Origin of the sequence: Idiomarina loihiensis, assembly GCF_024584785.1 — a bacterium.
Taxonomy (GTDB): domain Bacteria; phylum Pseudomonadota; class Gammaproteobacteria; order Enterobacterales; family Alteromonadaceae; genus Pseudidiomarina; species Pseudidiomarina fusca.
On the sequence record NZ_CP074112.1, the window covers coordinates 1587501 to 1602196 of the forward strand.

Here is a 14696-nt window from a genome sequence, read left to right on the forward strand (position 1 = left end):
CTGATGAAGATGAAGAGCTCATCGAGCAGATGATTGCGGCGGGAGCGCCGAGCGACGTTGTTGAACTTCAGCGCCAGAAGCATCAATCCAGCACAACGATTGAGGTTCTTAAAAGCAACTATGCGGCGCTGATGTGGTTCTTTCAGGTGTACGACCTGTTGCGCTGGAACCAACATTACTGTCTCGGTTTGGACGTGGTAGCGGTAGAAGCAGACGCAAGGATGCGCGGCGTTGAAGTGAATAAAAACGATTATCAGCGCCTGCGCACGCTGGTTGATTATTACAGCCAAGCCATTAACGAGGACAAAGAGTGAGCAACGATTTAACGTTAATGATACGCCTCAAAGGTGAATCATCAGAGCTGGTTAACGCACTAAGCAAAGCAAGCGCGCAACAACGTGTGCTGAACGGCGAGATGCGTTCAACCGGCTCTAGCTCACAAGTTGCCACTCGGGGCCTTGACCAAGTCACCCAGCAAAGCGGTATGCTCGACCGCGCCGTTCGCAATGCCGGTTTATCACTGGCCACTTACTTCGGTGCCGCACAATTAAAAGGTTTAGCAGTTAACCTCACCTCTGCGGCCGGGCAGATGCAGGATGCTGATGTTCGCTTGCGAAACCTTACTGGCTCAGCAGAGGAGTTTGCCGAAGCACAGGCATTTGTAAGCGAAACAGCCGAGCGTCAAAGCCAAGACTTACTGGTACTAACAAAGTCGTACAGCCGACTACTTGCACTTCAGCGCGGCGGCATTTTAACCGGTCGTGAAACGCAGCAAATCATGGTTGGAATGAACGATGCTGCTGCAAACTTTGGGGCCACCACTGCTCAGCTCGATCAAGTAATGTACGGGTTATCTCAGGCCTTATCATCCCCTATTGTGCGCGCTGAAGAACTAAACCAGGTCGTTGAGGCGCTCCCCGGTATTCTCGCGGACTTAGATCGCGTGTCTGGGCTCAATAAGGGTGGCTTCCGCCTAGCCATCACCGAAGGCTTGATTACTTCGGATATGTTCAAAACCACTCTTATTGAGGCGCTTCGCCAGTATGAAGGGGTGGCTGAGTCAACTCACGATAACATCAATGCGAAACTGCGCCGCAACCGAAATGAGTACCTAAAGACCGCGCAATCAATGACGCAGCCAATTGATGATATTTTAACGCCGCTGCTCAACCTACAATCTGGTGCTATGGAGATGCTGGCCGATAACGCCAGTGAGTTAGCGGTCGCCCTTCAAGTCGGCATGGTTGCCGCCACCGGCGCTGCGACATCGGCTATTGGCCGTTATGTGCTGGCCAAGAACGCCAAGATACGCGCGGAGCAATTCGACTTAGCGGCCACAGCTACTGCTACCAAGGCTGACTTGGATTCGGCTCGTGCTGTCCATGCTCAAGCCCAAGCCGAGCATGCAGCTGCGCAAGCGTTTGCGCGAAGCACTGCGGCAACCCACATGCACACCCAAGCAACCAACCGTTTAACGGCCAGTAAAGCTGCGTTAAATGCCGCTAATACGCGTCTGGTAGCGACAGAGGCGGCGCATACAGCGGCTATGACCGCTGGAGCCGCCCGTGGCGGCATGTTGGCTACCGCTGGACGTGGCCTATTTGCGGCCTTTGGCGGCGTACCGGGCGTGCTTATTTCGGTGGGTATTGCCGTTGCCATGTGGGCTGCATCGAGTGAAAAAGCGAAAACTAAAACCGATGAGCTGGTTGATTCGATTCGCTCTGTAGGCGAAGCCAAGGCTATGACGCTGGCTGAATTGCAAGCGGACTTATCCAAAACCAATACGGCTCGTACTCAGTTGGCCGTAGACCTATACAACATGAAGCGTGAGCGCGCCGAAATTGAAAAGCAGGCTGCTGCGGCCGCTGGACAGCCTGGGCAAGATTTTGCGTTTAACAACTTGATGCGTCAGCTCGATGAGCTGAACGCGCGTATCGACGATACGCAGGCTAAAAAAGAAAAACTGGATCAGAACGCCACGGAAAAAGGTGCGGTACTTAACGATAAAACTGAAGAAAAGAAAAAGGCCACGATTGATACCGAGAAGATGCGCCTGCAAAACCTTAATAAAGAGGCACTGAAGCGCCTTGAAGGTTACAAGGCTGAGTTGGCGTTACTGGGCGATACGAGCGAAGCCTCAAAAATTCGTTGGGAGATTGAGAACGGCGCGCTCAAGGAAGCAGAGGATGGCACCAAGCGGCTATTGCTGGAAAAAGCTAAAGAGCTTGATAACCAAAAACAAATTCAACAGGTTCAAAGCACCGCCGAGAACTACCTTGAGAATTTGCGCGAACAAGCCAACGTACACGACATCACCACCGAGCTTGCGCGCGTTCGCTATGAAATTGAGCATGGCGAACTGCGTGGCATTAACGAGGAGATGGAGCGCCGCCTGTTAAATGAGGCGCGCTTAGCCGATGCTGCCGCTAAAAAAGAAGAAAAGAAAAAAGAAGATAAGCAGGTTGAGACGCAGTTCACCTCAATGATGACATCGGTCGAAAACGACCTGATGAGCCCTGAGCAACGCATTGCCAGTGAATACGAAAAGCGGCTCATGCTCATTGACCAATATGGTCAGTTAGAGATCGCGAAAACCGAAGAGATTGAACGCGCCAAACTAGCCGCAAAACAGCTGTTTGACAAGCAAACCGAAGAGCTTCAGCGAAAGCAACTTCAAACCCAGCTTTATGCCGGCCAACAGATTTTTGATGGTCTGGCCGGTTTAGCTAAAGCGGCAGGCGGTGAACAGTCATCGGCTTATAAGGCCATGTTCGCCGTCAGTAAAGGATTCGCGATTGCACAAGGCGTACTCAACCTGTCAACTGCAATTTCAAACGCCTTCGCCTTACCTTTCCCGAGCAATATCCCTGCTATGGGGATTGCTGCCACCGAGGGCGCTCGCTTATTAACCACCATTAAGGGCACCTCTTACCAAGGGCAAGCGCACGACGGTATTGGTCGTGTGCCGGCAGCAAATGAAGGCACATGGATGTTGCGCCGCGATGAGATGGTGTTAAACCCCCGCCAGCGCGACAACTTTGAGCGCCTAGTCAATCGTGTAGACAACATGAGTAACGGACGTGGTAATGGAGCCGCGACCATTGAATTTAAACCGCAGATTGTCATCGATGCGCGTGGTGCTTCAGATGGAGTCGAAGGTCGCTTGGAGGGGGTTGCTCAAGAAATGATGCAGCAAATGAAGCAAGAGCTGTATGACGACTTTGCTAACAATGGACCACTCTCGCAGCGCCTAAGAGGTAATGCCGCATGAACCTATTCCCCGACTTGGAGCCAAGCCGCAGCGGCTTCACATTGATACCGGCGACCAAGGTAATTGAATCACCTTACAATCTCGTTGAAGAGATTTGGGAAGAGCCCGGTGACAAGTGGCACATTACACTTAACTTTGCCTTTCTGACCAAAGCTGAAGGCCGGTTGTTGCGCTCACATTTAATAGCGCTGCGGGGCCAAAGCGGCATGACGTTTATTGAGGATGCAGCACACGAAAACGCCGGCAGTTGGAGCGGTGTGCCGGTTGTCGATGGTAATGGCCAGTACGGCATCAGTTTAAATGTACGCGGATTTGCGGCCAGTCAGCTCGTGGCTAAAGCCGGCGACCGTTTCCAGTTAGGTAATCGGTTGCACGAGCTGACGGAAGACGTCAACTCGAACGGCTCTGGTATGGCCACGCTGTATTTTCAGCCAGAAATTATTACACCCACATCGGACGCCGCACCGCTTGTGCATAACCGGCCCCGAGTGCGCGCGATGCTTAAGGATGCAAAAAGCATCCCGTCATTTTCGGCAACGAAGAGCGGTTTTAGAAACGTGCAACTGCAATTTGTGGAGGCGCTACGCTGATGCGATTTGATGATCCAACCATTGAGAGCCTTTTACTGAGCACTGACCCTAAGCGCCTTGTGGTGTTTGCCGAGCTTGAATTTCCGGGCGGCTGGGTGCGTGCGCATACCGGTGTCGGCGAGCGAACCTATCAAGGGCAAGTATATCTGGGTGTCGGTGAGCTCGCTCAAATCGGCGCGTTCAAAGAGTCCGCTGGCAACTCACCAAACGGCTTTGAGGTATCGATGGTGTTCGATGATATGACGCTGTTTGCGGACATCGTCAATGAAGACCCAACCGGACTTGTTGCACGTCTGCATTTGGTCGCACTTGATGAGAACCGTCGTGTTAAAGGTGGCGCGCTGTTGTTTGATGGGTACAACGGCGGCTTGTCGGTTAAAAAAGGTAAGCCGTTTACTGCATCACTGCGCTTGACGGACTGGTACGAGCGCTGGAGTCAACCTGTGCAAAATGCTCGCATTAGCGACGAGGCGCAGCAGCACATTCATCCCGGCGACCGCATCTATAACCAGATCGAGAAGCTTGCTAAGGGCATTGAAAGCGATGCCCCCGGAAGCTATGTCGGCGGTGGCGGTGCTGGTAGTGGTGGTGGTCGCCAAAATAGACGGAGGCAACAACATCTATGACGCGCAAAAACGACTGGCCAGCATTACTGGCCAACTACTTATTAAATACCCGTAAAAAGCCCTTTCAATGGGGTGAAAACGACTGCTGCTTGTTCGCGGCCAACGCCATTATCGCGATGGGTGGCGATGACGTCGCCAGTGACGTTCGTGGACGTTATAAAACAGCCACCGGTGCAGCCCGAGTACTCAAGCGTTTGGGTGTACGCGATATGGTTGAGTTACTGAGCCAGCGCCTCGGTGAGCCAGATGGCAAAATTTGTCGTGGCGCGATTGTCGTAGTCGATTGCAATGGCGACCAAGTTGTCGGGATTTATTACGACAAACCCTGGGCGCTTACGGAAACCGGACTGACCGCCCTGCCCACCAGCTCAATCATTCAATCATGGAGTCTTAACTAATGCCCCCAGCTATAGCAGCAGTCGCTGCCGGTATTGCAGCTGGTGTTGCTGCCAGCTCGGTTGTTGTCGGTATTGCCGTCGCTATCGGCACCGTTGCATTACAGAATTCACTTAAGCCTGAAATGCCTGGCGTTGAAGAGGCGGTTGGTGATGCGCAATCGCTAACTACACAGCCGCGCCAACCGCACCGAGGTGTTTACGGTGAATGCGTGGTGTCGGGTTCTATTATTGGTTACGGCAAGCGCCGCTGGAATGACGGCGAAGCGCACGTTGTCGCTGTGAGCGTAGCCGGCCACAAGATGACCGAAATCAAACTTTATGAAGTCAATGGAAAGCCCGCCCCAAACGGCACTCAAATTGAAGTGCATTTAGGCGACCAGACTACCGCGAGCCCAACCGCGCTACAGCACTGCGACGGCTGGAGCCAAAACCATATAGGCTTTGGCCGTGCCTATGCTGTTGTCACTATCCCGATAGACGCCGAAGAAATGCCGTCGGGCTTACAAAACATCACGTTTAAAGTGAAAGGTAAGCCCGTTTATGATCCGCGAAAAGACACAACGGTTGGCGGCGATGGACCACATCGGGCGAATGATGATGCAACGTGGGAATGGTCAGATAACAGCATCTTGTGTGCACTTGATTACAATCGCTTCCATGGCTACCGCCAACTGAGCTTAAATAAGTTTGATATTGGCCACTTGATGGACCAGGCCAATATCTGCGATGAGATGGTTGATTTTAATGCCAGCGATGACCTTATCAAGCAAGAAAAGCGCTATACGTGCAATGGCTCCTGGACTTTTGACCAAGCGCCCCCGCGTGTATTGGAGCGGCTGCTGAGCTCTTGTGGTGGCCGCGCCTATCGTCGAGGTGGACGTATTTATTTGCACACAGCCAGCTATCACGGTATGGCCGAAGTCACACTCTCCGATAGCGATGCTGCTGGCGAAATCATCATCACACCGCACCGCGAACTAAAAGAACGCACCAACCTTGTTCGTGCGGCGCTACAAGACCCACAAAAAGGTTATCAGCCAACCGATGCCCCTGTCGTCACCAACGCGCTCTATGTTGAACGTGACGGCATGGTGCTTGAGGATGAATTGCAGCTAAGCTTCACCAATTCTCGAACGATGGCGCAGCGCCTTATGAAGTACCATCTTGAGCGCAATCGCGCTGGCATGCGCATTCAGTTTCCATGCAAATCAAAAGGCTTGCTAGCTCTGGCTGGCAAGACGGTGCGCGTTGAATTACCCAATGAGGGTATTGATAAAGAGTTCATTGTCACCAACTGGAGCTTTGACCTTAAATCGAAAAAAGTGAACCTGGTGCTTGAAGAGGAGTCGCCGGCGTTATACTCAGATAGCCTGGTACCGTCAGAGGGCGACGTCACGCCCAACACGAACTTACCCGACTTGACACAGCCAGCGCCACCCGAGAGCGTTCAGTTCACACTTGATCCAATCGCCACGCATCGCATGGGATTTGTTACTTGGTCGCACCCAACCCCCCGCGCTGTGACCGAATACAAAGTGGTCGTCGTCAAAGATGGCGTGCGCGTGGTTGAGTATCCGGTGATTGCAAGCTCAGGTGTTCAGCTCAAGCAGGATATTAGCGGCTTGGATGCAGGACAATACAGCATTGAAATATATGCACGAAACCGCTACGACCGCACGTCAGCCCCAGCTAGCGTTTCATTGACATTAACTGTGCCTGCCCCGCCAACATCGCTAGGCATAACACCAGGAAACTGGGAGGCAACCGCTGTTCCTCAGTTGGCTGGCGTGGGGCTCGGCACCGTGTTTGAATTCGCCTTTGGTGAAGTGACTAACATTATTGGGCGCGGCGCGAGTATCAGCCAACCAGGACTCGTACCAAACACGAATTATCGCTTTTGGGGGCGCACTGTAAATACCATCGGCAAATCTGACTGGGTTTACGAAGACTTTACTACTACGGCAGAACCCGAGCAAATCGACCCGCTACTACCTGAGTCGCAAATCATTCAGGGCATCAATGACACAATCACCGGCATTGGCCAGCGCATTGATGAAGAAGCGGGTCGTATCAATGACACCGAAGAAAGCATTGAAGAGCTGGTGGCGTCAACGCGCAACATCAGTTACATGCTCGATACTGAGGGCGTGGACCGTGCCGCAAGCGATATGCAAGCCATGTTGGCCATTGCCAACCAGTCAGCCGCGCGCCTTGAAATGGAGCGCCGGCAGCGCAGTGGCGAACGCCTGATTGGCGCTGTGGTTGAGGTTGACTCAGAGACGGGCGAAATCACTAATCTCGCGTACAGCTACACCGATAGCGCGTTCACTCAAGCGGCATTGCGAATGGACGGCATTGACGGTTCAATCAATGCGGCCGTTGAGCGCATCTCATTGAATGAGGGCGCTGTTGAGAACTTATCGAGCGAACTGACGTTATTACCTGGTCTGATTGAAGCGCGTGCGACAGCTATTGTCGCAAGTTCAATCAGTGCACTACAGCCTGCGCATGCGTTTAACTTCTTCGACTCAACACAGCACTGGGAAGCAGTCACCGGCACCGTTGCGCCAGTGAATAACGCCATTGAACTAACTCACGGTGACATTGAGAATACGCGCCTTTTCTATGATGCCACCGAGAACCCAGTACTGCGCATTGAGGTTGAGCGTTTAGCGGGTACTGGCTGGAGCGGTACCGTCATTGTTTATTTCGATGGGGGCGGCTCGCAGTCTTACCCTGGCATCATTGATGCGGTCGAAGCCGGCGAGTTAGTTGTGCGCAACGTGGACTTCCGAGGTCTTGAAACCTATGCCGGCATGATTAACGGCATGCGCATCGAACTTGGCGCTTCGGCAGCGGATGAGTTCCGCGTGAAGTCGCTGACTATCGGCAAGCCTGATGCGGCTATGCAGCAGCTTGAACAGGTGGAGTACCGCGTCAATGATGCATTTATTGCCATTGATGGCCTCCAAGGACAAATCAACCTGCGCGTAACCTCAGAGCACTATAACAACAACACCGTAACCTTTGGTAACGTTGAGCAGACCCTTGATGCTATTGAGTCATACGCGCAAATCAAGGCGACTTACACGACACTCATGGAAGATGGCACCATTGCCAAAGCAAATGCGGCCGCTATCTTCATTGACGGCCAAACGGGCACCATCACGCAAATCGTGCAGACCATCAACAACCGTGTTGATGATGTTGAAGGGCAAGCGCAAGCGGCATCACAAACCGCAAATCAAGCAATGAGTGAAGTGGATGCCGCCAATGGCCGCATTCGTAATCAAGTTATTTCGACCACACAAAACGCTATCGCTGATGCAGAAAACGCCGTTGCAGCAGTGCTTGAGGCTTATCAGGGCTTCTTACAAGGTCGAGAGCTCGCCAACACTCGCATTAGCCTGGCATCCGCTCGTCGCGACCTGCAAGCGCAAAGTACTGAGCTATCAGCCTTTGCCAATGAAACCCTTGAATTGCTAGCAGTCACTGCGCAGGAAGCTGAAGCGTTAGAGGCGCGCGTAGACCAAGCGTTTAGCGCTATCAGTAATGCTGAAGCTGCGCTCACACAGGCGCGCATATCACTGCAATCGCAAATCTTAGGCGCTGGTACCGACGCCACACGTAAAGCAACAGCCAATGCGCTTGACCTGCTCAACGCCCGGATTGGCTATTGCGAATTAAACGGCTCACCAACTGGCCATGAAACCCGTGAAGCATGTGAAGATGCCGGCGGCACATGGATATCAGCACCACTGGCTGAAGCGTTACGCAACGTGCAGGTACAAACTGAAGACGGTAGCTATGCGCGCGTTTCACAGCTTGCCCAGGCGTTTGTGGATGATGATGGCCAACTCACGGCTATCGGCTCAATGCTGACCGACAACGCAGGTCGCATTAGCGGCATGCTCAACCGCAACACAGGCCTTGAAAGCTCACTCGACTTCATAGCCGGACAAACTCGTATTGGTGATGTGGACGGAGAGGGGAATTTCATCCCGTTATTTTGGCTCGATGCTGCCGCCGGCGTTCTGGCAATCAAAGCACGACTGATTCTCGGTGATGGACACCAGGTGAATACGCTTGATGACATTCGCGGGCAGGATGGCGAGCAAGGCCCTCAAGGGCCAGAAGGTCCGCAAGGCCCAGTTGGCCCTCAAGGTGTGCCAGGTGAGCCCGGTGCGGACGGTGAGGTCTACTATACGTGGATTCGCTATGCCGATGACGCAAGCGGTACCGGCATCAGCAACGACCCCACAGGCAAAACATACATGGGCTTGGCGCACAATAAAACGAGCGCAACAGAATCTAACGACCCAGCTGATTACACTTGGTCGCGATTCCGTGGCGAAGATGGCACCGATGGTGTTCAGGGTCCGCCTGGTGCTGACGGACAAACGACTTATACGTGGATTGCCTACTCAGACAACGCAAATGGCGACCCCATGTATCAGACACCGAATAGCAACACGAAGTATATCGGTATCGCTACAAACAAAACCACCGCAAGCGAGTCAAATGACCCAGCTGATTACACTTGGTCGCGATTCCGTGGCGAAGATGGTGAGCAAGGTCCAGCTGGTGCAGCAGGCTCAGATGGAGCCAACGGCGCAGGCTTCTACGGTGGTACGTGGCCAGATATTAACTGGTCACTTGGCTGGAATCGCTTCGTTGAAGTCGCTGGCCGTAACCCAATTGCCGGCGATATTCTCGTGCAGACTCGTTCGGATGGTACCGGTTCAAGCGCCCAAAAACGCAATACCGCAAACAACGGGTGGGAGCCAGTTGCACTGCAAATAAACGGCTCTATGGTTGCCACCGGAACCATTGCTGGCGATAAATTCATTGCCGGCACATCACTCAACGCTCCGGTCATCATGTCTGGCCAAATCCAAATGGTGGGTTCAACCCACATGAAAATTACGACGGCCACGCCATTTGGGCCGAATGACCTGATTGAGTGGTACGGACCTAAGAACACCTACACCTACAACAGCAGCACTGGCACGGTAAAATTTGACGGGCTCACCAAGGCCAACGCCATCACTTACCTAAGTTCAACCGGTCAAGCCTATTTCGGCGGCTCAATCACTGCCGGCACACTCAAGAACGCGGTGCAATCATCACAGCTCGGCAACACCGACGTTACTGTTGGTCCGTTTGGCTCTAACGGCGGCATCATTGAAATCAAATGCTCAGTGAGTGCGTCACGCTCTACCGGGTTGGTCTCTGGCTCGTGCCCAAGCCCAGCGCCACCAAACCCATCGGCAACGCTGAAGCTGTATCGCGTCACATCAGGCGGTGAAACCCTTGTAGCCACGCAGTCGGTGTCTGGCTTATACACTTGCATGCAAGAAGGGCCGGAGCATATCGAAAGCTGGAACTTGAGCGGCAGCTTTACGTACACCGACAACTTACAAACAACAAGTTCACGCACCTACCGTCTCGAGGTATCGGCAAATACCACGCCATTACTACCGAACGGCAATCAGCGCTTATCACTTATAACCGAAGAGGCATAAACCATGTACTGGACTGCAACATCCATTAACGTCACAGCCAACAATGCATTTGTTGACGTCACCACCGGCGATGACCTGTCGCTAATTCGCCCGCTTAGCCTGCTGTTCGTAGCCGGCTATTCACCCGTAGTGGTCAAACGCGCCACCGCCACGCAAATCGAGCTGATGGAGCCATGGCCAAACGTCACGGACAATGGCCGCCGCGCTATCATCGCTAAGACCACTGCTGAGTTTGATGCTGCCGTGGATGCACTCAATGCCGCCACAGACGTAACTAGTGCAGCCGGTGAGAGCATCGAAACGTTCTTGCAGGGCGTGAGCCAGTTCTCAAGCGAAGCCTTGGGCAGCGCTGACGCGGACGCATGGCGCACTAAACTAGGTCTTGGTAGCGCAGCCACCAAAACCGTCGGTGAAGCTGACGCGAACGTGGTTGATAACGCCCGCTTAAAAGCTGTTTTAGGCACTGATTCAACACTGATTAAAAAGGTAGCCAGTCTCAACGCGCTAAACTTCATCCCAGACACCCTGCGTAAGCAGGTCGAGCTTTCAACCCAAGGCAAGAATACGGTGCTTTACAACGCTAATGGCGACCCAAGCATCATGTTTCCGGTGTATAAGTTTCGCTACGAAGACCTCGGCTTTGCCGGCAATCCATTTGGCACCGGTGTAGCGACCGCGTTCTTGAAAGGCGGTGTTGAGAAATCGGAAATCTTCATTGGCTGCTTCCAAGGGCGCGTGCACAACGGCCAAGTCGTGTCATTACCAGGGCTCGACCCAACCACCAGTATTAACTTTGATAACTCAAAGTCGAACTGCCAAGCCAACGGTGCCGGCTGGCACTTAATGACGGAGCACGAGTGGGCAGCAATCACCCTTTGGTGCATGGCGAACGGGTACCAACCGCGCGGCAACACCAACTATGGACGTGCACACGATGCGACACATGAAGTCGGACGCCGCCAAGACGGTGGTATTGCAGGCGATACCTCTGGCACTGCCCGTATTTTAAACGGCTCTGGCCCCGACGCATGGCGACATGACGGTTCACCATTTGGTATTGCTGATTTGGTCGGCAACATCTTTGAATGGACTGACTTGCTCAAAACTGTGCGGGGCCAAGTCATTTGTGCACCTGACAATGACTTCGATCTCGGCGAAGCTAATTGGGTCGCCCAGCAGGCGTTTTTCGACTCACCAAGCACTGGCACAAGCGGCAATTTAGGCTCGCCAACACTGGCTGACGCGGTCACTAATTACGCAGATGCAGACCCAGATAGCGGCGCAGGGAACGCGTACAACCTAATCAACCCATGGTCAAGCATGGCGACCTCTGGCGCTTACGTAAGCAATGAGCTGATGAAGCGCCTTATGATTGAGCCAGCCGGAATCAATCCGCAAGGCTACATCTACGTGCGCAACTATGGCGAGCGTTTCCCGTATCGTGGCGGCTATTGGAACAATGGCAGCAATGCTGGCCTCGCCGCGCGCAGTCTGTACTACGTGCGCTCGAACACGCGCAGCTACGTCGGGTTTCGCCCCGCTTTTGTCGCTTGATGTCTTGGTCTTGAATCCTGTGGGCTGCGCGAGAGCGCAGCTTAACGAACAATGAGGTACAACGTGCAGCAACAACCCATATCGCAACAGCAAGTGGATAAGAACCATAGCGATTTAGTCATCATTCAGAAGGTCGAAGACATGATCGCCTATGGTTACCAGGCACTGTCGCATTTCCCGAAAGCGGAGCGTCACGTCACCAGCGCAGAGATGCGCCAATCCATGTGGCGACTATTGCGTTTAATGGTCATTGTAGCGAAGCGGTACCACAAGAAAACGACATTGCAGGACGTGGATGCAGAGGTTGAGCTGTTGCGCAGGCAAATACGCTTGGCGCATCAGCTTGGCTTCTTGCCACCGAAAAAGTACGAGGTGTGGAGCAGACACCTAAATGAGATTGGTCGCTTCGTTGGAAGCTGGCTGAAGAAAGTAAACGGGTTTAATAAGGGCTAAGTGCTACCTATAGCGTTTCCCGTATCGTGGCGGCAATTGGAACAATGGCAGCAATGCTGGCCTCGCCGCGCGCAATCTGAACAACGTGCGCTCGAACACGAACAGCAACATCGGGTTTCGCCCCGCTCTTGAGGAAAGTCAGAAGCGGTATGGTCAAGGCTATATCGACAGTACACCTTCAAAAGGGCGCTTGGTCCTCACCGATAAGGTGAAATATAAACAGTTGCCGGTAGGCTAGTAGGCGGGCTCTGACCGCTTTCCGGTAGCGAACTTAACAACAGGAATCGAAGTGAAGACGTACAAAAACTTATACCAAGAAATCTATCAGTTCGACCGACTCCATCAGGCCTACTTACGTGCGCGCATCGGCAAGCGTCAGCGCCGCGAAGTGCTGCGTTTTGAGCGTGACCTAGAGGGCAACCTGATACAACTACAGAACGAGCTCATGTGGGACATGTACCAAACTGGCCCTTACCGCATCTTCCATGTGCACGAGCCCAAAAAGCGCATGGTTGCCGCACTACCATTCCGTGACCGCGTACTGCAACACTCGCTTGTTAGCGTCATTGAGCCTATCTTTGAAAAGCGCTTCATTCACCACAGCTACGCATGCAGGCCCGGGCGCGGCATGCACATGGGTGCTGACCAAGCACAGCAGTGGTTACGTGAAGTAAAGCGTGAGCATGGCAAGGTCTACTGCCTAAAAGCTGATGTGGCCAAATACTTCGCAAGCATTGACCAGGGCATACTGGTCACATTGCTCGAAAAGAAAATCAAATGCCGGCGCACCATGAGCCTGTGCAAAGAAATCATGAGCACCTGGCACGAGGGTTTGCCCATCGGCAACTTAACCAGTCAGCTTTGGGCGAACGTCTATCTGCATGAACTCGATGTATTCGTTAAAGAGACGCTGCAAGTGCGCCGCTATATCCGCTATATGGACGACTTCGTTATCGTGCACCACGACAAGAAGTTCCTGCAAGGCCTGCGTGTTGTCATCGAGAGCTTCTTAGCGCAAAAGCTCAAGCTACGGCTGAACAACAAAACGCAGATATTCCCCGTGGGCACCAAGAACGGGCGCGCACTGGACTTCCTCGGCTACCGCATGTGGACCACACACCGACGCCTACGCCGTGAGTCAGTGAAGCGCATGGCCAAGCGCATGGAGCAGATGCGCAAGCAGTACGCACGCGGGGAAATCAACCACCCCGACATTCAGCGCCGCATTGCCAGTTGGCTAGGTCACGCGCAGCACGCTGAGTCATACACCATTCGCAGGCTTGTATTAGGCAAGGCCGTATTCAAGCGCGAACACTCTGAATTAACACCGTGAGGACATAACCATGTTTACCTACATCTACCAAGGCAACACCTACACCAACACAGATATCGCCTATATGCGCTACTTAGGCATGGACGACGATGCTATTGAGGCCGTTCATAACCAGAAGCAATATGAATTGGAGCGAGCAAAGACAGGCGTGCGCGCTGAGTGCGAGAAACGCATCACCAAGCACTGGAGCGCCATTGGCCAAATCAATGCCGCACTGGGTATTTATAGCACCGCAGAAGCCCAGGAGTGCATTGATTGCATCAATGCACACCGAAGCGCCTGCAACTCACTTCTTGAGCGCAGCGACCTGTTGGATGTGAATTATACGGATGATGCGCATTGGCCTAATTAAAGGCCATTTAAAGAGCGTTCAAAGACTGGAAAAAAGCGCTAAGAAAATACATAATTCGCGGCGCTTTGTTTCATTTTTTTTGGTTCGTTGTCGCAAATTCGCGACGCGCTACAGAAGGAGAGAGCGGTTTTGATGAGAAGCCTAAGGGTTCGACCAAACGGCAGGATAGCCGTTTGGCACAGCGCGCCAGCGCTGCCCGGAGGGCGAGGGCCATGGATGGCCCGAGTGTATCCCTCGATCGAAGCCAGATACAAAACAACCGCCCTTGTGGCGGTTTTTTTGTATGTGAAGGAGAGAGCGGCTTTGATGAGAAGCCTACGGGTTCGACCAAACGGCAGGATAGCCGTTTGGCACAGCGCGCCAGCGCTGCCCGCAGGGCGAGGGCCATGGATGGCCCGAGTGTATCCCTCGATCGAAGCCAGATACAAAACAACCGCCCTTGTGGCGGTTTTTTTGTATGTGAAGGAGAGAGCGGCTTTGATGAGAAGCCTACGGGTTCGACCAAACGGCAGGATAGCCGTTTGGCACAGCGCGCCAGCGCTGCCCGCAGGGCGAGGGCCATGGATGGCCCGAGTGTATCCCTCGATCGAAGCC

General features: G+C 53.3%; 10 protein-coding genes. All 10 read left to right on the forward strand.

Annotated features, from left to right (window positions below; translation table 11 throughout):
- The first annotated feature begins 29 nt into the window (after positions 1 to 29).
- The 10 genes from KGF88_RS07725 to KGF88_RS07770 all read left to right on the forward strand — a co-directional run bounded on the left by KGF88_RS07725 (position 30) and on the right by KGF88_RS07770 (position 14102).
- On the forward strand, positions 30 to 314 hold the full coding sequence (locus tag KGF88_RS07725) for a hypothetical protein (RefSeq protein WP_153825897.1): 285 nt from the start codon (positions 30 to 32) through the stop codon (positions 312 to 314).
- Complete coding sequence (locus tag KGF88_RS07730; RefSeq protein ID WP_153825898.1) at positions 311 to 3271, forward strand: tape measure protein; 2961 nt, start codon at positions 311 to 313, stop codon at positions 3269 to 3271. Before KGF88_RS07725 ends, KGF88_RS07730 begins: the two co-directional genes overlap by 4 nt.
- Positions 3268 to 3861, forward strand: coding sequence for a hypothetical protein (locus tag KGF88_RS07735; protein ID WP_153825899.1), 594 nt, complete (start codon positions 3268 to 3270; stop codon positions 3859 to 3861). The genes KGF88_RS07730 and KGF88_RS07735 overlap by 4 nt, the downstream gene beginning before the upstream one ends.
- The gene (locus KGF88_RS07740) at positions 3861 to 4487 is read left to right on the forward strand and encodes a hypothetical protein (RefSeq protein WP_153825900.1); all 627 of its coding nucleotides are present in this window, start codon (positions 3861 to 3863) and stop codon (positions 4485 to 4487) included. The genes KGF88_RS07735 and KGF88_RS07740 overlap by 1 nt, the downstream gene beginning before the upstream one ends.
- Positions 4484 to 4885, forward strand: coding sequence for a DUF6950 family protein (locus tag KGF88_RS07745; RefSeq protein ID WP_153825901.1), 402 nt, complete (start codon positions 4484 to 4486; stop codon positions 4883 to 4885). Before KGF88_RS07740 ends, KGF88_RS07745 begins: the two co-directional genes overlap by 4 nt.
- On the forward strand, positions 4885 to 10410 hold the full coding sequence (locus tag KGF88_RS07750; RefSeq protein ID WP_153825902.1) for a hypothetical protein: 5526 nt from the start codon (positions 4885 to 4887) through the stop codon (positions 10408 to 10410). Before KGF88_RS07745 ends, KGF88_RS07750 begins: the two co-directional genes overlap by 1 nt.
- 3 nt (positions 10411 to 10413) lie before the next feature.
- Positions 10414 to 11964 carry an SUMF1/EgtB/PvdO family nonheme iron enzyme gene (locus KGF88_RS07755; protein WP_153825903.1) on the forward strand — a complete coding sequence of 517 codons (1551 nt, stop codon included), beginning with the start codon at positions 10414 to 10416 and terminating at the stop codon, positions 11962 to 11964.
- Between the two features lie 63 nt (positions 11965 to 12027).
- Positions 12028 to 12417 (forward strand): diversity-generating retroelement protein Avd, encoded by a 390-nt coding sequence (gene avd / locus KGF88_RS07760; RefSeq protein ID WP_257119918.1) that lies wholly within the window; start codon positions 12028 to 12030, stop codon positions 12415 to 12417.
- 289 nt (positions 12418 to 12706) lie between these two features.
- On the forward strand, positions 12707 to 13750 hold the full coding sequence (locus KGF88_RS07765; protein WP_162014450.1) for a reverse transcriptase/maturase family protein: 1044 nt from the start codon (positions 12707 to 12709) through the stop codon (positions 13748 to 13750).
- A 10-nt stretch (positions 13751 to 13760) separates the two neighbouring features.
- On the forward strand, positions 13761 to 14102 hold the full coding sequence (locus KGF88_RS07770; RefSeq protein WP_153825905.1) for a hypothetical protein: 342 nt from the start codon (positions 13761 to 13763) through the stop codon (positions 14100 to 14102).
- The last annotated feature ends 594 nt before the right edge of the window (positions 14103 to 14696 follow it).